Below are 21,129 nucleotides of genomic sequence, written 5' to 3' on the forward strand. Positions count from 1 at the left end.
AGGGTCAGCCGGCCTTGCCCGCCGACGCGGCGGCGAACGCCGCGATCCGACGCTGCGCCTCGTCCGTCTCGAGCGACGCGCCGATCGACCGCGCCTCCTCGCTCAGCTGCTCGGCGAACGAGCGCTCCGGCTGGGAGCGCACGAGTCGCTTGGCCTGGCCGTAGGCCTCCGCCGCACCCGCGAGCCAGAACCGGGCGACCTCTTCGGCGCGGGAGCGCACGGCATCCGCCTCGGCTGCCGCATCCTCGGCCGCGACCACCTCGGCGACCAGGCCCCACTCGAGAGCCTCCGATGCCGTGAGAAGGCGATCCTGCAGCACCAGCTGCAGAGCGCGGCGCTGGCCGACGGCGCGCGACAGCTGCGCCGAGACCGAGAGGTCCGGAGTGAGACCGATGTTCGCGTAGAGACTGCCGAGCCGAGAGCGGGACCCCACGACCGCGTAATCGCTGCTCAGCAGGATGCCGAGACCGCCGCCTGCCGTGGTGCCGTGCGCGGCGGCCACGACCGGGACCGAGGACTCGGTGAGGGCGCGGATGCCGGAGTTGATGACCTCCGCCAGAGCGGTGATCTCCGCTCCCGAGCCCATCGTCGTCGCCATGTCCACCACGTCGCCGCCGGCGCAGAAGGCGGGCCCCGTCGCATCGACGAGGATCGCGCCGACGTCCGACCGCGAGGTCGCCGCCGCGGTCGCGTCGCGCCACGCGTGCGCGAGCTCGGCGTTGAAGGCGTTGAGCCGCGACGGCCTGTTGAGCGTGAGCCGCGCGAGACCCTCTTCGACGGCGAACAGGATGACATCACTCATGGCTTCTCCTTCGAGCACAGGGCAGTGCGATCCAGGCTAGTCGGGTCAGGACTCGTCGCGCGTCCGCGCGACGAAGGCCTCCATGCGCCGTCGAGTGCCGTCGAGTCGCATGTCCACCTGACCGGGGGCGAGGACCTCGTTGGGCGCGAGCGGGTGGGCGAGACGGACGTTCTCGTGGCACGACAGATCCGCGCAGATGTAGGTGCCGACCGAGTCGCCGCGCTCCCCCGCCGCTCCGGCGCGACGTGCGGAGAAGAGGGCCACCTGGTTGCCCGGCTGCATCGTGTGGCAGATGTTGCACATGCCCGACCGGCCGCGGCCCGGGTCGGACACGCGCAGGACGGTTCCGGTGATCGCGCCCTCGTGCTGCGTCAGCACGTATCCGCGCCGCCCGGCGCTCGGGTCCCGCCACGCGTAGAAGTCGAGGTAGTCCCAGTCGACGAGCACCAGATCATGCGGCATCTCCATGACCCGCAGCTCGTCGGCATCCGCGTTCGCGAAGGACGCACGGATCTCTGCTTCGGTGAGCGCTCGCATCCGCCCAGTCTATGAAGACTCCGACGCGACGGCGAGCCGTCGCGGAGCCGGCGCGGAGCCGGCGCGGAGCCGGCGGACCGCGGCCCGGGGGTGAGTCCCGGGGTGAAAAAACGACCACCGCTGCTCGCCGACGATCACGCGACATCCGACGCTCCCTACCGTGGTCTCAGGTCGCCGAGCACACGGATCCCCGGTCCGTCCCCGGGCTCGCGGCCGCGAGGCGCATCGGGCGACCCCCAGGCGCTCGATGCGCCTCATTCCATCGCAGGGCCGCGGGACGCGGGAGGGGCAGGAGGATCGTCATCGCCGAACAGACCGAGCTCTGCGCCGCGCAGCAGCGCCTGCTCCCGCGTGGCGGCACCCAGCTTGCGGTACGCACTGCGGCGCTGCACCTTCACGGTGTTCGGCGAGACGAACAGGGCCTCGGCGATGGATGCCGTCGACGAAGTCCTGCGGAGTTGTCGCATCACGGCGAGCTCCCTCGTCGTCAGAGTCACGGGAGGCGGCATCGGTGGGAACGGACGGGTTCCGGCGGACCGGGCGACGTGTCGATCGATCTCGTCACGGACCGACGGATCCGAGATCTGCCGCGCGGCCGTCAGCGCGTCGGGGTCGAACAGCGCGATCGGCGCCGAGGTGTCCTCCTCGCGCATGATCGCCGCGGCGAAGGACATGGCCTGCGCGCCGATGCGATCCCTGCCGAGCCGGGCCGCCGCGACGCCGACGGTCAGAAGGGACAGCCCGAGCCACTGCGTGTCGCCGGAGTCCTCGGCCTCTCGTCGCGCCGCCTCGCCGTCGGCGAAGGCTCGCGCGTCGTCGCCCGTCAGCAGAGCGCGAAACGCATCCACCGCATGGGCGCCGGGAGAGCGGACGCGCACTGTCGCCAGCACGCGCTCCGCCGCCCTGGGGTCGCCGAGCGCCAGCAGAGCGAGGCCGTGCGCGACGGTCAGCCGAGCCGCCGCGGCCTCGGAGGTCGCCGAGTTCGCTCCCCTCTCGAGGGCGCGCTCGACAGCCAGGAGGGCCTCCGGCCCACGCCCCGCGCGCACCTCGATCTCGCTCTGCACCGACACGATGTAGGGCCAGAGCTCGGTGGTGCCGAGATGATGCGCCACCGCGGCCACCCGGCTCCGCGCGCCGTCGAGATCGTGCGCCGCGACGGCGATGTGGGCGCGGGCGAGCTGCTCCATGATCCCGAAGTGGTCGAATCGCCAGGCGAGCGGAGGATCGGCCTCCGCGATCTCCTCGAGGATGCGACGGGCCTCCGCGAGTCGTCCGCGCATCGCGTGGATCCCGGCGAGGACGGCGGCGCAGTGGTACCAGCCGCCGTCGTCATCCGGCATCCGCAGGACGACGCCGTCTTCGAGGAACGTCACGTTCTCCGAGACGCGGATCGCCATGCCCTGCTCGAGCACCGCCACGGCATCCTCCAGCCGTCCCGCGAAGAGATGGCTCAGGCCGCAGTTGCTGAGGAGGAGGGCGGTGACGCCGATGCAGTCCGCACGCTGCGCGGGCGTCAGGGCGTCGTAGGTCTCGGCGACGCGATCGGCCGTGACATCGGAGCGTCGGAACTGGCCGGCGAGGCGCTCGGCGAGCACGGCGATGCTCAGCATCCAGAACCGCTCGACGCGGTCGTCGTCCGCGCCCTGACGTCGGAGCGTCGATGCGGCGCTCTGGAAGTAGGCGAACGCCCGGAGGCGATGCCCGAGGCGCATGAGGACGAGCGCCATGACGGTCGCCAGCACGGGGTGGCGGACGAGGACAAGCGGGCTCTCCCGCTGCAGCAGCACCTCGACATCGCGCGGGCAGGTCCGCGAGAGGAGGAACCACGACTCCCGTCCGAATCGGGAGGCGAGCGCGTAGTCTCGCGCGCGGAGGGCGTTCGACAGCGCCTCCAGATGTCGACCGTGCTCGAACGCCCACGCTGCGACGATCCGACGGATCGGCGCGGTCGCCTCGACCGGACGCCGATCGAGGCGACGGATCAAAGCTTCGCGCAGAGCCGGGGTGTAGACGAAGGCCGGCCCGCCGTCCGCCGCCTCCCACATGCCGAGCCCGGAGAGCTCCGCACGCTCCAGGTGCCGACCGGCCACGCCCTCCCATCCGAGCCGGGCCACCACGTCCGACGTCACGATGCCGGGGACCGCGGTCTGCAGCAGGAACTCCTGGAAGTCCGCCGGGTCATCCGAGCGGAGGAGACCCGCCAGCATCGCGTCCGCGACCTGCTGCACGTCCGCGGTCGCGGCGTCCAGCGGGCCGCCGTGCGTCACGGCGGCGATGCCCAGCATCCGTGCCCCGAGCGGCAGCGCGGCGACGCCGTCCATGGCGAGCTGCGGTTGTGGCCGACCGCTCGCCCGCTCGATCACGGTGCGCGCCTCGTCCGCGGTGAACAGCAGCTGCGCCGGGCCGATGACGCCCGCGTCGGTCGCGGCGAGAGCCCTCAGCGTCCTCGGCACGATCGACCGCCGGGTGGCGACCGCGATGCGGAGGCGCGGAGAGGCGGCGAGGAGCTCTGCCGTGAGATCGAGGAGCGGCATGTCCCCCGCCTGTTCGGCGTTGTCGATGAGGATGACGCACGGCTCGGTGATGTCCGCCACCGCCGCACGGATCCGAGCGACCGGGTCGCGCACGCTGTCGAACCCGCGCAGCACCGCGTGCGTGGTCTCGACATCCGTGACGAGATGGCGCTCGAGCAGCCGGGCGAGCAGCTCTCGCAGAAGCAGGTGGATGTTCGTGACCCGCTCGTCGAGAGCCAGCCGGACGACGGCCACCCCGGATTCTCGGAGGCTCCACGCCCACTGGCTGAGGAGCACCGACTTCCCCGCGCCGGCCGGGCCGCTGATCAGCGTGAACGCGTGCCCTCGATCGAGGATCTCGGTCAGCCGCGGGCGATCGATCGCAGCGGCGGGAGGACGTGCCGCTCCGGCATCCCGTCGACGGTCATCGTCCATGCACAGCCCCCAGAGATCGCGGACTCCCCCTTCCGCGTCACCGATCGTACGGCGACGTGGCCCGCGGAGGGCACCGCGAGGACGCAGCCATATCGAGATATCGGTATCGCTTCCTCGTCTCCCCGTGCGGCCATGCCCGCGGGTCGGGACTACTCGGCCGCCCGCTGCATCGCCTGATCGGCCTCCGAGACGATGTTCCGCATCGCGGCGGCGGCGACATCGCCCGCTCCGCTCGCGACCGCGAACGCGACATCGCGATGCCATTGCACGGCATCCGAGTCGGCGACGTGCGGCATGAGATCGTGCGCGGTGCGCCCACGGAGGACCGCCTCCACCGTGCCGCCCAGCGCCGCGAGCATCCCGTTGCCGGACGCCTCGAGAAGGAGCCTGTGGAAGCGGATGTCCGCGGTCAGGTAGCGGTCGCGGTCGGCCTCGTGGTCCTCCTCCCCCATCTGCACGACGAGGGAGACGAGATCCACCTTCTGCTCCGGAGTCGCGTTCGCCGCCGCCAGCTGTGCGGCCAGCGGCTCCACCACGGATCGCAGCTGGCTGAGCTCCCGCAGCTGCTCGGCCCGTCCCGGCCCCGCGAGACGCCACGCGATCACCTCGGGGGCGTAGACGTTCCAGTCGGAGCGAGGCCGCACCTCGACCCCGGACTTCCGTCGCACCCAGACGAGACCGAAGGACTCGAGCACGCGCACCGCCTCGCGGGCGGCCGACCGCGAGACGCCGCGTCGCACGGCGATCTCGACCGTCAGCATCCGCGAGCCCGGCGCATGGACGCCGTCGACGATGGCGCGGCCGAGCTCGTCGACGAGCGACTCGTGCACGGTGTTCGCCGGAGCGGAGGAGGTCATAGCTCGAGTATGCCTCGGGATAGCGCGGCTGATCGAACAAGTAGGAGCCGGCGCAGTCTTTATGTTGCGCATCTCTCATCGACCGTGCTTATTATGTACGGCATAAGGTCGAATCTTCTCGCCCGGATCAAGGAAGCTCATGGCACTCATCACCCCCGCCGCGTCCGCATTCGTGACCGCAGCCACAGACACCACCGTCACCGACCGCCCGGCGGGCCAGCTCATCGCCGCCGCGGTGATCGGGATCGCGATCATCATCGTGCTCATCACGTGGGTGAAACTGCACCCGTTCCTGTCGCTCACGATCGGTGCGCTCGCGACCGGCGCGATCGCCGGCATGGACATCGCCGACTCGGTCACGAGCTTCTCCACCGGCTTCGGCTCGACCATGGGCGGCGTCGGCATCCTCATCGCGCTCGGCGCCATCTACGGAAAGCTGCTGGCCGACTCCGGCGGAGCCGACCGCATCGTCGACACCCTCGTCGCGCGAGCGAGCGCGCGCTCCCTCCCCTGGGTCATGGGACTCATCGGCGCGGTCATCGGCCTGCCCATGTTCTTCGAGGTCGGGCTCGTGCTGCTCGTTCCCGTCATCATCCTCGTCGCCCGCCGGTCGGGTCAGCCCCTGATGCGCATCGCGATCCCCACCCTCGCGGGCCTCTCGGCGATGCACGGTCTGGTGCCGCCCCACCCGGGTCCCCTCGCCGCGATCGACGCGCTCGGCGCCAACCTCGGCCTCACTCTGGCCTTCGGCGTCATCGTCGCGATCCCGGCCGTGATCGTCTCCGGTCCGCTGTTCGCGCGCTTCGCGGCCCGCTGGGTCGACGTCCCGGTCCCCGAGCTGTTCACCACGTCCGAGGATGAGGGCGAGGCGCAGCGCCGCCGTCCGTCGTTCGGCGCCACGCTCTTCAGCATCCTGCTGCCTGTCTTCCTCATGCTCGCGAAGGCGATCGCCGACATCTCGGCGGCGGGCTCCGACGCCCCCTGGAAGGTCGCCCTCGACTTCCTCGGGACCCCCGTCATCGCCCTCCTCATCGCCGTGCTGGCCGGATTCTTCATCCTCGGTCGCGGCGCGGGCTTCGACCGCACGAAGGTCAACGACATCGTCGGCTCTTCGCTCGGCCCGATCGCCGGCATCCTGCTGATCGTGGGCGCGGGCGGCGGCTTCAAGCAGGTGCTGGTCGACACCGGCATCGGCGGCGTCATCGCGGAGTTCGTCTCCGGATCCTCCGTGTCGGTGCTCATCCTCGCGTGGCTCGTCGCGGTCGTCATCCGCATCGCCACCGGGTCGGCGACGGTCGCCACGATCACCGCGGCCGGCATCCTGCAGCCGCTGACCGAGACTCTCGACTCCCCCATGGTCGCGCTGCTCGTGCTCGCGATCGGCTCGGGATCGGTCTTCCTGTCGCACGTGAACGATGCGGGCTTCTGGCTGATCAAGGAGTACTTCGGTCTCAGCATCCCCCAGACGCTGAAGTCGTGGACCGTGCTGGAGTGCCTGATCTCGGTCACCGGCCTCGCCGGCGTCCTCGTCCTGAGCATCTTCGTGTGAGGCTGGGATGATGACGACCACCGCTCCCGTCCTCGTGTTCATGGGCGTCGCCAGCACGGGCAAGTCGACCGTCGCCGCCATGCTGTCGGGACGCCTCGGCTGGGCCTTCGAAGAGGGCGACGATCTCCATCCCGAGGCGAACGTGGCGAAGATGGCCGCCGGTCACGCCTTGAACGACGACGACCGCTGGCCGTGGCTCGACCGCATCGCGGAGTGGATCGACGAGCGCATCGCCGCGGGCGAGCCGGGGATCGTGACGTGCTCGGCTCTGCGCCGCAGCTATCGCGACGTCCTGCGCCGGGACGCGGTGACGTTCGTGCACTTCGCCGGCGAGCGTCAGCTCATCCTCGACCGGATGCTGCGCAGGCAGGGGCACTTCATGCCCCCCACGCTGCTCGACTCGCAGTTCGCGACGCTCGAGCCGCTCGGCGCGGACGAGAAGTCGATCGAGATCGACATCTCCCTCACACCCGCCGAGCAGGCCGCCGAGATCGCGACGCGTCTGCGCCTGCAGGCCGACATCTGACGACGGCGGGAACTCCGGGTCCTGCGTCGTCACTCATCGGAGCCGACGCACGGACCGGCGATCGATGAACTCGGAGGCGAGATGGCTGACGATCACGCGGTCCCCTCCGCCCTCGAGCCGGGACAGCAGTCGCCCTGCCGCCCTCTCCCCCAGCGCGTGCAGCGGCTGACGGACGGTGGTGATCGGCGGATCGTGCACCTCCGCCCAGGGCGAGTCGTCGAAGGCGACGAGCGAGAGGTCCTGAGGGATGCGGCGCCCATGGTCGCGTGCCGCTGACAGCGCCGCGATGACCGAGTCCTGCTCGGTGGCGATGATGGCGGTGACGTCCCCGTCGGTGAGCGTGCGGGCGAGGAACTCCTCGACGCCCGCGATGTTCTGCGCGCCCGTCATGACGAGTTCAGGGCGCAGCGGCACGCCTGCATCGGCGAACGCGTCCACGTATCCCAGGAATCGCTCCCCGGTACTCGTGATCTCCGAGGTCAGGGCGGCAGAGGTGAGTGCGGCGAGGTCCGCGTCCGCTCCGGCCGGCAGCGCCGGGCCCCAGGCCAGCGCGATCCTCCGGTGCCCGGCTGCGAGCAGGTAGTCGGTCGCTTCGCGCGCCGCGTCCCTGTTGTCCAGGACGACGGCATCCGCATCGAGCCCACGCAGGGTGCGGTCGATCTGGACCACCGGGATCCCCCGCTCCGCAGCACTGCGCAGCGCGGAGGCGGACGCGTCACGGCCTCCGGCGGGCGCGACGATGATGCCGTCCACCTGCTTCGCCGTCAGAAGGCGCACGGCATCCGCCTCGAGGCCCTCGTCCTCGTCGCTGCTGATGACGATGGTGCCGTACCCGGCGCGGCGGGTCGCGTCGGCGATGCCGCGCAGCACCCCGGCGAAGAACGGGTTGGAGAGGTCGGCGAGGATCACGCCGATCGTGCGCGTGACACCGGTGTTCATGCTCCGCGCGAGCTCGTTGGTCTCATAGCCGAGCTCCGCCGCAGCGGCGAGAACCCGTTCGCGGGTGCGCGCGCTCACGGATCCGTATCCGCCGAGCACGCGCGCAGCGGAGGACCGGCCGACACCGGCTCTCTCGGAGACCTCCGAAAGAGTGGGTTTGGCGGGTTCGTGAGAAGGCACGGACTTCACTCTACGGCTCCGCCGCGGCCCGGCTCATCCGCCGAGCACGAGCTCTCCGGAGGCGAGCACGAGCCGCGGCGACGCGCCGATCAGCTCGTCCTCGGTGACCGAGAGGAGATCCCGGTCGAAGACGACGACATCGGCCGCGGCTCCGGCCACGAGCCCTCGACGGCCCCGATCGGACCCCAACGCGCCGCGCTCGTCGGTCCAGATCGAGATGACATCATCCCGCGGGACGGCTGCCCCATGCGGCCAGCGCTCGCTCGCCCCTTCGCGCCCCAGGACTCGGCCGGACGACGACAGGAGCGCCTCGGGCAGGCTCGGGTCGAAGAGGGGGAAGTCCGAGCCCGAAGCCACGGCGACTCCGGATCGGAGCAGCGCCGAGAGGTTCGCGAGACGATGCCGCTGCGACCCGTCCAGCCACCCCTCGACGGAGCTCGTGGTGTATCCGGGATACCGAAGGATCTGGGTGTAGTACTCCACGCCGAGACCGAGGTCCGCCAGACGCGCCACGTCGTCATCGTCGAGCATCGAGGCGTCCGAGACGGTGCACCCGCCAGGCAGCGGACCGCGATGCGCGGCGTAGATGTCGAGGCAGGCGCGGACAGCGGCGTCCCCGTCGGCGTTCAACGCCAGCCGGAAGCCCGCGTCGAGAATGCGCGCGGCCTCGCGCGCGAGAGCCCGTCGGTCGAACGACAGCCGTTCGTCTTCCGGATCGGAGCATCGGAGGTCGGCGGTCCCCTCGTCGAAGGAGCCGTCGGTCATGAGCTTGAACCCGTGGAACCGCGCACCGCCGTCCGGCCGGTCGTCGAGGGCTCCGGCCCAGTCGAGATCCGCCGGCTCCCGCACCGGCTGCGAGGCGAACGAGTACGAGAGCCGAAGCCGAGCCGATCTCGACAGCTCGTCGATGACCGGCAGCATCCCGAGGTGGTCATCGAACCCGATGTCCTTGACCGACGTCACGCCGCCCCGATGCATCCGCGCGGCGGCGGCCAGGAACGCCCGCTCGACGGCGGAGTCGTCGAGCGCCAGGCGCGCGTAGAGCGGCGCGAGTTGCTCGTTGGATGCGGGGTCGGGGTCGCCGAGCTGTGCGCGCGCCGCTGGGGTGAGCAGGATGCCGTCACGGTCGGCGCTCAGCAGCACGGCGTCGCCGACTCCTTCGCCGCCGAAGGTCTCCCGCAGACGCGTCACCTGTGCGGCGGTGGCGTTGCGCAGGAACACGGCCCCCTCCGAAGCCGAGATCAGGCGACCGATGTCGTCGTCGGAGACGTGGCGTGCGTCCGTGCCCGCCACTTCCAGGAGCTGCGACGTGAAGAACGTGTGGTCATCGTGGAACCCGGAGGTCACGAGCCCCGCGCCGGCGTCGTGCACGGCGGTCCCGTCGCCGATCCACGGGGCGGCCTCGTCCGCGCGCCGCCCGGTGGCCACGATCCGATCCCCCGCGACGGCGAGGAACCCGGGTCCGACATCTCCGGCACGCCGCCGGATGCTGTCGCCGACGATCACATGGTCCGCGATCACGCCGTGATCCCGAAGACACCCACCAGTGCGAAGCCGACGACGGCGACGACCGCGGCGATGATCTGATAGGGCAGGTTGGTGATCCAGTGGCGGTACAGCGGGACGCGAGTCGCGCTGGACGTGAGAAGCCCCACGTCCGACGAGATCGCCGCCGCGACGCCGAACGTCCCCGCCGACAGCAGAGCAGCCACCGTCGCGGGGACGCTCGCCCCGGTCTGCCCCGCCAGCTGCACCAGCACCGGCACGAGCAGGATGTACAGCGACCAGTTCAGGGTGACCAGCATCTCCGTGAGACCGAACACGAGGAAGATGATCAGCGGCAGCCACTGGGGTGCGAGCACGCCCGAGACGTTGTCGATCACGAAGTCCGTGAACCCCAGCGTGGAGATGCCGTGCACGAGCACGAAGGCCAGCGCCATGAGCAGCACCAGCGAGAAGATGTCCTTCATCCCGTCGATCACCGCGTCGACATACGCGGCGATGGTCGTGAACCGCTGCGCGACGAGAAGCACCCCGGTCACGAGGATCGCCAGGATGAAACCGAGCTGGATCTGACCGAACACCAGCGTCGTGACGATGACGACGGCGATCGGCACGAGGAAATTGAGGAAGTGCGGGAGGGAACCCGTGTCTTCGGCCTCTTCGACCTCGTCGCTCTGCGCAGCCGCGGCGAACTCGGCACGCATCGGTCCGATGATCGGGAGGATCCGGGCCGAGAGCAGGATGCCGATGACGACCGCCGCCATCGAGTAGAAGAGGAACGGGATGACGTCCAGATATGCGCCCAGCTGATCCGCTCCATAGCCGGCCGCGACAAGGAGTCCGGCGATGAGCGCCGACGTCGATCCGATGGGATTGAGAGTCGTGCCGGGCTCACCCGTCGATCGGATGACGCCCGCGCTGAACGCCCGCGGCAGCCCATAGCGGCGATTCAGCGGCGTGAGACTGACGCCGACTCCGGACGCGGAGAGGTAGCTGTCGTTAGAGAGCAGCAGACTCGAGACGGACGTGACGAGACCCGCCGCGCGCGGGCCGCGGGCGAGCCGGGAGGCGGCGCGGGCGAAAGACGCCGCGAGCCCCATCTTCTCGAACACTCCGAGCAGTCCGCCGATCGCAACGAGGAGGACGAGGAGCGAGACATTGTCGGGATCGGTGATCTGGCCGTACAGGGAATCCATCCACGCTGTCGGCGCCTCCGCTCGGTGGATCATCACGACGGCCAGCAGGCCGCTCCAGAAGAACCCTTCGACGACCCGATGCGTGACGAGGATGAATCCGAACAGCGTGACGGCCGGCAGGAGACTCCACCAGCCGTAGAACGACTCCTCGCCTGATGGCGCCAAGAGCGACACCAGCGCGATCACGGCGAGCCCGGCGTATCCGGTCATCGTCCGGGCTCGGTGACTGAAGCGGCCGCTCGGCTGAGCGAGTGAAGCGGAGTCGACCTTCGATGCGGTCTGCTGCGTCATTGCTGATACTCCTTCGGGTACCCGAATGCTCCCTCGATGGAGCATTGCTCTGCGGCGAAGCCCGCCGCGCGCATCATGGCCGCGCGCAGATGCTGCGCCTCGACCGGAGTCTCGCGACCCCACCCCGCTTCCAGGAGGGACAGCGAGAAGGCCGTGAGGAACGCATCGCCGGCGCCCATCGTGTCGACCGGGTCCACCTCGATCGCGGGAGCGCGGAGGAACGACTCACCGTCGAACAGCCCGGAGCCGTCCATGCCGCGGGTCACGAGGCAGAGCCGCGCTCCGCGCTCGTGCACCGACCGCGCGAACTCCTCCGCCTCGGTCCAGTCGAGGTCCGCGACGGAGAACGCCGCGAGGTCGACGAGCGGGGCGACCGCATCGAGATGATGCGACTCGCGGTGCTCGACGTCGTCGGAGAAGTCGTAGGACACCAGACGCGCGGCCGCACGCACGGATGCCATGTGCGGCTCGAGCGCGGCATAGGCGCCGACGTGGACGAGGTCGAATCCGGCGAGGTACGCGAGGTCGTCATCGGTCGGCACGAACGGGCTGTCGAGCACGATTCCCCCGTCCCATTCGCCGAACACGCGGTCGCCGTCGACGACGCGGACGTCGCACCACCCGGTGGCGCCGGGCTTGACGACACATCGGCTGGTGTCGACACCGAGCTCCGTGAGCGCCATACGGATGTGCGTCGCGGCGTCGTCATCGCCCAGGACGCCGACGTAGGACGCCTGCGCGCCCAGCCTGGCGGCGAAGACGGCGAAGTTCACGCAGTTGCCGCCCGGGTAGAGCACGCCCCGATCCACGAAGCGGTCGACGACGTTGTCGCCGAGCCCCGCGACCCGGAGCCCGCTCATCTCCGGCATCAGTACTCGACCGTGCGGTAGTACCGGCGCGTCGTGAGCGCGTGACCGCGTGCAGCCTCGAGGTGCTTGCTGAACCGGATGGTGATCGCGTCGACGACGATCGGAGCGATCAGTCCGCGGAACTCGGGGCTGATGCCGTCCAGGGGGTACGCGCTCGTGTCGATCACGGTCGTCTCGTCGTTGTACGTGTCGGTGAACCGCTGCACGCGCTCCATGAGCGGGCGCGACTCGTCCTCGCCCACGAAGAGGAGGACGCTCGTGTCCTTCTCGATGAGCTCGAGCGATCCGTGGAAGAACTCGGCGCCGTGCACGCGAGTGGTCCGCAGCCACTGCATCTCCTCGAGGATGCACATCGAGTAGTTGTACGTGAATCCCCACAGATTGCCCGCCCCGACGAGGAAATGATAATCGGTGTCCGCGTGCCGCTTCGCGAAGGCGGCGGCCTGAGGGTCAGCCTGCTCCTGCACCGCGGTGAGGACGCCGGTGAGGTCGGCGAGCTCGTCTGCGAGGCGGGGATACGCGTCGAACTCACCGCGTCGGTGCAGCAGCGCGGTGGTCAGGAGCAGGAGCTGGATGTCGACGGACTCGCCGGCGGTCTCGTCGTCGGCCCAGTTGACGACGATGTGATCCGCTGCCGCGATGGGGCTGTCCGCGTAGCCGGTGAGCGCGATGGTCGTGACGCCCTTCGCCTTGCAGTACTCGAGCGCGGCGACCGTCTCCTTCGTCGTCCCGGAGAGCGAGGAGAAGACGGCGAGGGAGCGCTCGGTGAGGCGCGGATCGCCGGCCGTCACGAGCTCGGCCGCGATGACGGAGCGCACAGCGAGGGTGGACGACCGCGTGATCAGGTGCTCATAGGGCCACATCGCGGCGTACGATCCCCCGGATCCGATCAGGAACAGGTTGTCGTAGCCCGCCTCCGTCGCGGCGTCGGCGATCCGCTCGATGTCCGCACGGCGGGCGCCGGCTCCCCCGACGACCGAGGCGTAAGTGTCCGAATCGAATCCCAGCATGTGTGTCTCCCATTTTGGTACCGGTACCAATTGGTACCGGTACCAATCTGACACATGCTTCTCGCAGGCGCAACCTCAGAGAGACTGGCGGTCAGACCGTCCGACGCTGCAGCGTCCGGATGCCGTCTGCCACCGCGTCGTGGTCGTCGGCCGACGCGAGTCCTGACATCGTGGCGACGGCGACGACACCGACTCCTTCCACCCGGACCGGAACGGCCCCGCCGGCGACGGCATATGTGTCGTGGTCGAGCCAGCCGGGTTCATGCATGTCGCGGCCGCCGAGAGCGATCCGCAGCTCCAGCAGCGCCGTGCTCACCTCGAACCGCAGTGCCGTCGCGGCCTTCTTCGCGACCCAGACGTCGTTGTCGGCGGTCGCGCCCGGCAGGGACGCGTGGAACAGGACACCCGCGGCCGTGCGAACGTCGACCGCGACCGGATGCGCCGCCGCGAGGGCGCGCTCGGAGATCGCACGGCCGAGCTCCCACGCATCCGCGCGATCGAACCGCCGCAGCACGAGCGCCTCGTGCTCCTCCTCCAGCTGGTCGAGCCTCGCGTGATCACTCATCGTCATCTCCTGTCCTCGCGACGAACCGGCGGGGCGGTGTGCGGGCCACCGGTCATCCTCGCGTCCACGCTATGCCACCGATGCCGCTCCCCCGTCGAGCGAGGCGGCGAACGCGCGGAACCTCTCGGCCATGGCCCGGGGCTGCTCGGCGATCGTGAAGTGCCCGCCCCGCTCGAGGCGCTCGAACACCCGCAGGTCGCGGTAGAAGCCGCGCGCCAGCGCCTCGGGATAGTCGTGCTCGTGGCGCTGGATGAAGACGGCTGCGGGGACGGTGACCTGAGGGATCACATCCGGGGTATCGGCACCCTCGTAGTACGGGCGGAACGACGACGCGATGCTCTGCGTGACCCAGTAGATCATCGCCTCCGTCAGGATTCGGTCGCGAGAGATGGTCGTTTCGACCGACGCCGGGTCGCCATCGTCGGTGTCGGCCCATTCGGACAGCTTCTCGGCGATCCAGGCGAGGAGTCCAGCCGGCGAGTCGTTGAGCGCGGCTGCCAGCGTGTCCGGCCGCGCCCACTGCACGTGCCCGTACGAGCCGTTGGGGCCGTGCTCGGCGTCGAGCCGCGCGAAGAACGCATGCACCTCGGGATCGTCGCTCGCCGCGCGCTCCTCCGGGGTGCCGAAATGCGCGTGGGTGGCGACGATACCCGCCACATTCTCCGGATAGGACGCCGCGATGAGATCGCTGACGTTCGCGGAGACGTCCTCGCCGTAGGTGAGATAGCGGTCGTAGCCCAGCACCTCCGTCATGAGGCGGTGCATGGTGTCGGCGAAGCGCCGCTCGTTCGCGGGACCGTCGGCATAGGGCGCGGAGAAGGCGAAACCGGGAAGGCTCGCGACCACCACGTGGAAGTCGGGCAGCAGCGCCGCTGCATCGAGCTGCAGGGCGAACGAGTGGGGCCACCCATGCATGATGAGGAGCGTCGGTGCCTCGCTGCGCTCCGAACGGAGATGGGCGAAGTGGACGTCGGCGCCGTCGATCTCGACGAGGAACTGCGGGAACTGCGCAAGCCATTCCTCGCGCTCGCGCCAGTCCCACTCGGACCACGTCGTGACCAGGTCGCGCAGCCACCCCGCGTTCATGCCCGACGGCATCCGACGAGGTGAATCGTCGAGGACGCGGGTGCGCCGGAGGCGGTCGCGCAGGTCCGCGAGCGTCTCGTCGGGGACGTGCAGCCGGAACGGTCGGATCTCGCTCATGACGAGACGGTACTGCGACCCTCCGACATCACGAGAAGCCCGGATCCCGCTTCTGCAGCGGGCTTCCGGGCTTCTTCGTGGTGGCGAGTGAGGGATTCGAACCCCCGAAGTCTAAGACGGCTGATTTACAGTCAGATCCCTTTGGCCGCTTGGGTAACTCGCCAGAGCGCACCCGTCCGACTTCGACAGCCAACCGGGGGCACGAGAGTCAATCATACCCGCCGGAGGCAGGCACGAGAAATCGAGGCGTCAGCTGCCGAAGACGCCGCGATCGGCATCCGCCAGCGACTCGGGTGTGCGCAGCAGACCGCCCTCGGCCCGGCACGTCGCCGCCGCCACGTCCATGGCGCGGTCCAGGAGCTGCTGCCAGCTCGCCGCGTCCTCGGGGTCGCTCACGGCGAGCCCGGCGGCGACCGCTGCGAGCGTGGCATCGCCGGCGCCGACCGTGTCGACGACACGTCCCGGAAGCGCGGAGATGGGCGCGGTCACGACACCGGCATCCGACTCCAGCGTCGCGCCCGCCGCGCCCGCGGTGGCCAGGACGGCTGCCACCCCGAGGCTGCGCAGGCGTGCGCGGAGCGCGTCGAGATCGCCGTCGTAGAGGAGCGCGGCGTCGTCGGCGCCGACCTTCACGATCGACGCCCGGTCGGCGACCCGCTCGAAGCCGCGCACGAACTCCTCACGATCGCTGAGCATGCCCGACCGGGGATTGGGGTCGAGCGCGAGGCGGGTCTCCCCCAGCGCCTCGATGAGCGCGTCGACCTCGGCAGGCACATCGAACGGGAAGCAGCTCACCGCGACGAGCCCCGCCGTGCGGATCGCGTCCACGGCCTCGCCGGAGTAGCGGATGCTGCGCCGCTGCGCCGCCTCGTTGAACAGGTACACGGGCTCGCCGTCGGAGCCGCGCTGCACGATCGCGCGCGACGAGCCGTGCGGCGCCACGCTGTCGATGAGTCGCACGTCGTGATCGGCGAGGTACTCGCGGATGTGAGCGCCGGCCTCGTCGTCGCCGACCATGGCGATGAGCGTGGTCGGGACCCCGAGCCTGCGGAGCCCCACCGCGACGTTCAGGGCGGCGCCGCCGACGAGCTCGCGCACGCCGCCGGCGTCTCGGATCTCGTCGATCAGCGCGTCTCCGATGACGACGGCTTCGGGGGCACGGGAGTGATCAGCGCTCATCCAGCCGACACTACCGTTCCGACGCGATGCATGGTGGAGCGGTCAGCCTCCGTCGCCGGCGACGCGCCGAGCGCTACCGTGTGCGCATGGACACTCGTCGTCTCGCCGCAGCGGCTGCCACCATCGTGCTGATCGCGGTGCTCGCCGGCTGCTCGGGCTCCGCCCCCGACGGCGGCGGCGGATCGAGCGCCTCCGCCGAGCCGTCCGCGAGCGCGTCGCCCGAGGCGTCCTCGTCTCCGACCCCGTCCCCCACTCCGACGTCTCCGGCCGTCGCACTGCCCACCGACTGCCGCGCCATCCTCTCCGAGGACGTGCTGTCCCAGTTGGGCGAGACGCCCCTCAACGACGCGGCGATGGGACCGTCCGGCGTGGGCGACGACGGAACCCTGACCTGCATCTGGCGGGACCCCCGCGCCGACACGACCGGCCTCGTCACCACCATCGCGAGGATGAACCGCGGTCCGGCGCTCGACCTGCTCAACGGACTCGTCGCGACGGAGGGCTTCACCTGCTTCACGCCCGACGAGGGCACCCGCTGCGAGAAGACCTGGCCGAACCCGCAATACCCGGTCACCGACGGCCGCACGCTCTTCTGGCGCGACGACATCCTCATCGACACGGTGTACTCGAACCTCGCCCCGACCGGCTACACGTCGAGCATCATCGCGCACCTGTTCGACTGACCCTCGCTCCCCTCGCGTGCTCTCCCCTCGCGTGCTCTCCCCTCGCATGCCCTCCCCTGGACGTGCTCTCCCCTCGCGTGCTCTTCGCTCGGGCACGGCTTCGGATGCCGTGGGGCGGCGCGCCGGCGCAGCATCCGATCCCCCGGCGTGTCGACGCCCGGATCCGACGCTGTGCTCACCCGACCGACCGACCGACAGACCACCACCGACCGACGGGCCCACCGACCGACAGACCCGCCGACCGAACGGCCCACCGACGGACCCGCCGACGGACCCACCGACCGACGGGCCCTCCAACCGACAGCCGCGGACACGAAGAAGGCCCCGAGCGGATGCCCGGGGCCTTCTCATTCACTCAGAACCTCAGTTGTAGGTTCCCGGCGTGATGTCGTCCGTCGAGAACGCGTCGAAGTCAACGTAGCCGAAGTCGCCGTCGGCGTACGCACCGTCGGATGCGAAGATCCGGTTCGGGTAGCGCTCGCTCTTGGCCTCCTCGGTCGCCTCGACCGTGACGTCGCGGTACTTCGAGAGTCCCGTTCCGGCGGGGATGAGCTTTCCGATGATGACGTTCTCCTTGAGACCGACCAGCGGGTCGCGCTTGCCCTCCATGGCGGCCTGCGTGAGCACGCGGGTCGTCTCCTGGAAGGACGCGGCCGACAGCCACGACTCGGTCGCGAGCGACGCCTTCGTGATACCCATCAGCTCCGGACGGCCGGACGCGGGGCGCTTGCCCTCTGCCACGGCCTCGCGGTTGATCGACTGGTAGCGCTTGAGGTCGACCATCTCACCCGGGAGCAGAGTCGTGTCGGCGTGATCGACGACGGTGACCTTGCGGAGCATCTGACGGACGATGACCTCGATGTGCTTGTCGTGGATCGGCACACCCTGCGAGCGGTAGACGCCCTGGACGCCGCCGACGAGGTAACGCTGCACCTCGCGGGCACCCATGACGCGCATGACCTCCTTGGGGTCGAGCGTGCCGACCTGCAGGGGCTGACCGACGGTGACGTGCTGGCCGTCCTCGACGAGGAGCGTCGCACGCTTCAGCACCGGGTAGACCACTTCCTCGTCGCCGTTGTCGGGCGTGAGGATGACCTTCTTGGCCTTGTCCGTCTCGTCGATCGTGATGCGACCGTCGGCCTCCGCGATCGGCGACGCACCCTTGGGGGTACGGGCCTCGAAGAGCTCCTGGACACGGGGCAGACCCTGGGTGATGTCATCCGCCGATGCCGAACCACCGGTGTGGAACGTGCGCATCGTCAGCTGGGTACCGGGCTCACCGATCGACTGGGCCGCGATGATGCCGACGGCCTCGCCGATGTCGACGGTCTTGCCGGTCGCGAGCGAACGGCCGTAGCACTGCGCGCAGACGCCGACAGCCGAGTCGCAGGTCAGGACCGAGCGGACCTTGATGGTCTCGACACCGAGCGCGACGAGCTTGTCGATCAGGACGTCGCCCACGTCGTCACCGGCAGCGGCGAGGACCTCGCCCTTGCTGTCGACCACGTCGGCCGCCAGGGTGCGGGCGAACACCGAGTTCTCGACGTTCGCGTCGCGCACCAGCTCACCCTGCGAGTTCGGGGCGGCGATCGGGAGCTCGAGGCCCTTCGACGTGCCGCAGTCCTCTTCGCGGATGATGACGTCCTGCGAGACGTCCACCAGACGACGGGTCAGGTAACCCGAGTCGGCGGTACGCAGAGCGGTGTCGGCGAGACCCTTGCGGGTACCGTGCGTCGCGATGAAGTACTCCGCCACCGACAGACCCTCGCGGTACGAGGAGATGATCGGACGCGGGATGATCTCACCCTTGGGGTTGTTCACCAGACCACGCATACCGGCGATGTTCCGGATCTGCAGCCAGTTACCACGGGCGCCCGAGGACACCATGCGGTTGATGGTGTTGTCCTGCGGGAAGTGCGCCTTCATCGCGGCCTGGACCTCGTCGGTCGCCTCGGTCCAGATCTTGATGAGCTCCTGACGACGCTCGGCGTCGGTCGTGAGGCCCTTCTCGTACTGGGACTGGACCTTCGCGGCCTGCTTCTCGTAGCCCGCGACGATCTCGGCCTTGTTCGGCGGCGTGAGGATGTCGCTGAGCGCGACGGTCACACCCGAACGAGTGGCCCAGTAGAAGCCGGCGTCCTTGATGCGGTCCAGCGACGCAGCCGTCTCGACCTTGGGGTACTCCTCGGCCAGCTTGTTGACGATCTGCGACAGCTTGCCCTTGTCGGCGACCTCACGGACGAACGGGTAGCCCTTGGGCAGCGTGTCGTTGAAGATCGCCTGACCGAGCGAGGCGTCGACGAGACCGTGACGCTCGTATCCCTCGGGCGCTTCGCCCTCGAGGAACGTCAGGCCGGGGATGCGGATGCGGACCTTGGCCTGCAGGTCGAGGGTTCCCTCGTCCTTCGCCAGGATCGCCTCGCCCACGGAACCGAATGCACGGCCCTCACCGGCAGCGCCGTCCTTGACCGTCGTCAGGTGGTGCAGACCGATGATCATGTCCTGCGAGGGCAGGGTGACCGGACGGCCGTCCGACGGCTTGAGGATGTTGTTCGAGGCGAGCATCAGCACGCGGGCCTCGGCCTGAGCCTCGACCGACAGCGGCAGGTGCACGGCCATCTGGTCACCGTCGAAGTCGGCGTTGAACGCCGCGCAGACGAGAGGGTGCAGCTGGATGGCCTTGCCCTCGACGAGCTGAGGCTCGAACGCCTGGATGCCGAGACGGTGCAGGGTGGGTGCACGGTTCAGCAGCACGGGGCGCTCGCGGATGATCTCCTCGAGCACGTCCCAGACCTCGGGACGCGTGCGCTCGACGGCGCGCTTCGCCGCCTTGATGTTCTGCGAGTGACCGAGGTCGATCAGACGCTTGATCACGAAGGGCTTGAAGAGCTCGAGAGCCATCTGCTTCGGCAGACCGCACTGGTGCAGCTGGAGCTGCGGTCCGACGATGATGACCGAACGGCCCGAGTAGTCGACGCGCTTTCCGAGCAGGTTCTGGCGGAAGCGACCCTGCTTACCCTTCAGCATGTCGCTGAGGGACTTCAGGGCGCGGTTGCCGGTACCCGTGACGGGACGACCGCGACGGCCGTTGTCGAACAGGGCGTCGACGGCCTCCTGCAGCATCCGCTTCTCGTTGTTGACGATGATCTCGGGGGCGCCGAGGTCGATCAGACGACGAAGACGGTTGTTGCGGTTGATCACACGACGGTAGAGGTCGTTGAGGTCGGAGGTCGCGAAGCGGCCACCGTCGAGCTGCACCATGGGGCGGAGCTCCGGCGGGATCACCGGGACGACGTCCAGCACCATGGCGGCCGGGCTCATGCCGGTCTCCAGGAAGGAGCTGACGACCTTGAGGCGCTTGATCGCACGGATCTTGCGCTGGCCCTTGCCCTCGGAGATCTGCAGGCGCAGGCTCTCCGCCTCGGCCTCGAGGTCGAACGCCGCGAGACGACGCTGGATCGACTCGGCGCCCATGTAGGCCTCGAAGTACTGACCGAAGCGGTCCTGCAGCTCGTGGAAGACGTCGTCCTCGGGACGCAGCGCGCCCACCTCGAGCGTGCGGAAGTCCTCCCACACGCGCTCGAGCTTGGCGATCGCCTCGTCGGCACCCTTGCGGATGAGCGACATCTCCTTCTCGGCGGCGTCCTTGACCTTCTTCTTCGCGTCGGCCTTGGCACCCTCGGCCTCGAGCGAGGCGAGCTCCTCCTCCAGGCGAGCGAGGCGCTCCGCGATCTTCGCGTCACGACGGTCGCCGAGCGTCTTCAGCTCGAGGCGGATGTTGTTCTCCTGCGTGCCCAGGTCGCGGTGACGAGCATCCTCGTCGACCGAGATCACCATGTAGGCGGCGAAGTAGATGACCTTCTCGAGGTCCTTCGGCGCCATGTCGAGCAGGTAGCCGAGACGCGAGGGGACACCCTTGAAGTACCAGATGTGGGTGACCGGAGCGGCGAGCTCGATGTGACCCATGCGCTCACGACGGACCGAGGACTTGGTGACCTCGACGCCGCAGCGCTCGCAGACGATGCCCTTGAAGCGGACGCGCTTGTACTTTCCGCAGGCGCACTCCCAGTCGCGGGACGGGCCGAAGATCTGCTCTCCGAAGAGACCGTCCTTCTCCGGCTTCAGGGTGCGGTAGTTGATGGTTTCGGGCTTCTTGACCTCGCCGTAGGACCAGGCGCGGATGTGGTCCGCGGTCGCGAGACCGATGCGAAGCTCATCGAAAGTGTTTGACTCGAGCACAAATTCTCCTGTGTAGGAATTCTTCTGAAGAAATCGGGGAGGTGGGCCGCCGC

General features: G+C 69.6%; 16 protein-coding genes and 1 tRNA gene. 3 read left to right on the forward strand and 14 right to left on the reverse strand.

Going from position 1 to position 21,129, the window contains the following annotated elements; all coding sequences use genetic code 11:
• Positions 1-4 precede the first annotated feature (4 nt).
• The 4 genes from A4X16_RS14215 to A4X16_RS14230 form a co-directional block, all read right to left on the reverse strand.
• The gene (locus tag A4X16_RS14215; RefSeq protein ID WP_067121606.1) at positions 5-802 is read right to left on the reverse strand and encodes an enoyl-CoA hydratase/isomerase family protein; all 798 of its coding nucleotides are present in this window, start codon (positions 800-802) and stop codon (positions 5-7) included.
• 45 nt (positions 803-847) lie between these two features.
• Positions 848-1,339, reverse strand: coding sequence for an FBP domain-containing protein (locus tag A4X16_RS14220; protein ID WP_067121607.1), 492 nt, complete (start codon positions 1,337-1,339; stop codon positions 848-850).
• 254 nt (positions 1,340-1,593) lie between these two features.
• Entirely contained in the window at positions 1,594-4,287 is a 2,694-nt protein-coding gene (locus A4X16_RS14225; RefSeq protein WP_067121608.1) for a LuxR C-terminal-related transcriptional regulator, read from the reverse strand.
• A gap of 149 nt (positions 4,288-4,436) precedes the next feature.
• Positions 4,437-5,144, reverse strand: coding sequence for a FadR/GntR family transcriptional regulator (locus tag A4X16_RS14230; protein ID WP_067121610.1), 708 nt, complete (start codon positions 5,142-5,144; stop codon positions 4,437-4,439).
• 139 nt (positions 5,145-5,283) lie between these two features.
• Here A4X16_RS14230 and A4X16_RS14235 point away from each other — a divergent pair, with 139 nt between their 5' ends.
• Positions 5,284-6,693 carry a GntP family permease gene (locus A4X16_RS14235; protein WP_082914472.1) on the forward strand — a complete coding sequence of 470 codons (1,410 nt, stop codon included), beginning with the start codon at positions 5,284-5,286 and terminating at the stop codon, positions 6,691-6,693.
• Positions 6,694-6,703: 10 nt separating this feature from the next.
• On the forward strand, positions 6,704-7,219 hold the full coding sequence (locus A4X16_RS14240) for a gluconokinase (RefSeq protein ID WP_067121858.1): 516 nt from the start codon (positions 6,704-6,706) through the stop codon (positions 7,217-7,219).
• A gap of 33 nt (positions 7,220-7,252) precedes the next feature.
• Here A4X16_RS14240 and A4X16_RS14245 read toward each other — a convergent pair whose 3' ends face one another.
• From A4X16_RS14245 to A4X16_RS14285, 9 genes are all read right to left on the reverse strand, one after another.
• The gene (locus tag A4X16_RS14245) at positions 7,253-8,338 is read right to left on the reverse strand and encodes a LacI family DNA-binding transcriptional regulator (protein WP_067121862.1); all 1,086 of its coding nucleotides are present in this window, start codon (positions 8,336-8,338) and stop codon (positions 7,253-7,255) included.
• Positions 8,339-8,371: 33 nt separating this feature from the next.
• On the reverse strand, positions 8,372-9,859 hold the full coding sequence (locus A4X16_RS14250; protein WP_067121613.1) for an amidohydrolase family protein: 1,488 nt from the start codon (positions 9,857-9,859) through the stop codon (positions 8,372-8,374).
• On the reverse strand, positions 9,856-11,328 hold the full coding sequence (locus A4X16_RS14255) for a Na+/H+ antiporter NhaC family protein (RefSeq protein ID WP_067121615.1): 1,473 nt from the start codon (positions 11,326-11,328) through the stop codon (positions 9,856-9,858). The genes A4X16_RS14250 and A4X16_RS14255 overlap by 4 nt, the downstream gene beginning before the upstream one ends.
• Positions 11,325-12,188, reverse strand: coding sequence for a PfkB family carbohydrate kinase (locus tag A4X16_RS14260; protein ID WP_067121866.1), 864 nt, complete (start codon positions 12,186-12,188; stop codon positions 11,325-11,327). Before A4X16_RS14260 ends, A4X16_RS14255 begins: the two co-directional genes overlap by 4 nt.
• A gap of 8 nt (positions 12,189-12,196) precedes the next feature.
• Positions 12,197-13,207 (reverse strand): SIS domain-containing protein, encoded by a 1,011-nt coding sequence (locus tag A4X16_RS14265; protein ID WP_067121617.1) that lies wholly within the window; start codon positions 13,205-13,207, stop codon positions 12,197-12,199.
• A gap of 91 nt (positions 13,208-13,298) precedes the next feature.
• On the reverse strand, positions 13,299-13,772 hold the full coding sequence (locus A4X16_RS14270) for a heme-binding protein (protein WP_067121869.1): 474 nt from the start codon (positions 13,770-13,772) through the stop codon (positions 13,299-13,301).
• Positions 13,773-13,841: 69 nt separating this feature from the next.
• Positions 13,842-14,975, reverse strand: coding sequence for an epoxide hydrolase family protein (locus A4X16_RS14275; RefSeq protein WP_067121618.1), 1,134 nt, complete (start codon positions 14,973-14,975; stop codon positions 13,842-13,844).
• Positions 14,976-15,053: 78 nt separating this feature from the next.
• Positions 15,054-15,138 (reverse strand) — tRNA-Tyr (locus A4X16_RS14280).
• A gap of 86 nt (positions 15,139-15,224) precedes the next feature.
• The gene (locus tag A4X16_RS14285; RefSeq protein WP_067121619.1) at positions 15,225-16,154 is read right to left on the reverse strand and encodes a PfkB family carbohydrate kinase; all 930 of its coding nucleotides are present in this window, start codon (positions 16,152-16,154) and stop codon (positions 15,225-15,227) included.
• An 86-nt stretch (positions 16,155-16,240) separates the two neighbouring features.
• Between A4X16_RS14285 and A4X16_RS14290 the strand changes: the two genes are divergently transcribed.
• The gene (locus A4X16_RS14290; RefSeq protein ID WP_067121620.1) at positions 16,241-16,837 is read left to right on the forward strand and encodes a hypothetical protein; all 597 of its coding nucleotides are present in this window, start codon (positions 16,241-16,243) and stop codon (positions 16,835-16,837) included.
• Between the two features lie 363 nt (positions 16,838-17,200).
• On the opposite strand, the gene rpoC is transcribed toward A4X16_RS14290, so the two are convergent.
• Complete coding sequence (gene rpoC / locus A4X16_RS14295) at positions 17,201-21,076, reverse strand: DNA-directed RNA polymerase subunit beta' (protein ID WP_067121622.1); 3,876 nt, start codon at positions 21,074-21,076, stop codon at positions 17,201-17,203.
• Between the last annotated feature and the right edge of the window lie 53 nt (positions 21,077-21,129).

The organism is Microbacterium sp. H83 (assembly GCF_001650405.1).
In the GTDB taxonomy this organism is placed as follows: domain Bacteria; phylum Actinomycetota; class Actinomycetes; order Actinomycetales; family Microbacteriaceae; genus Microbacterium.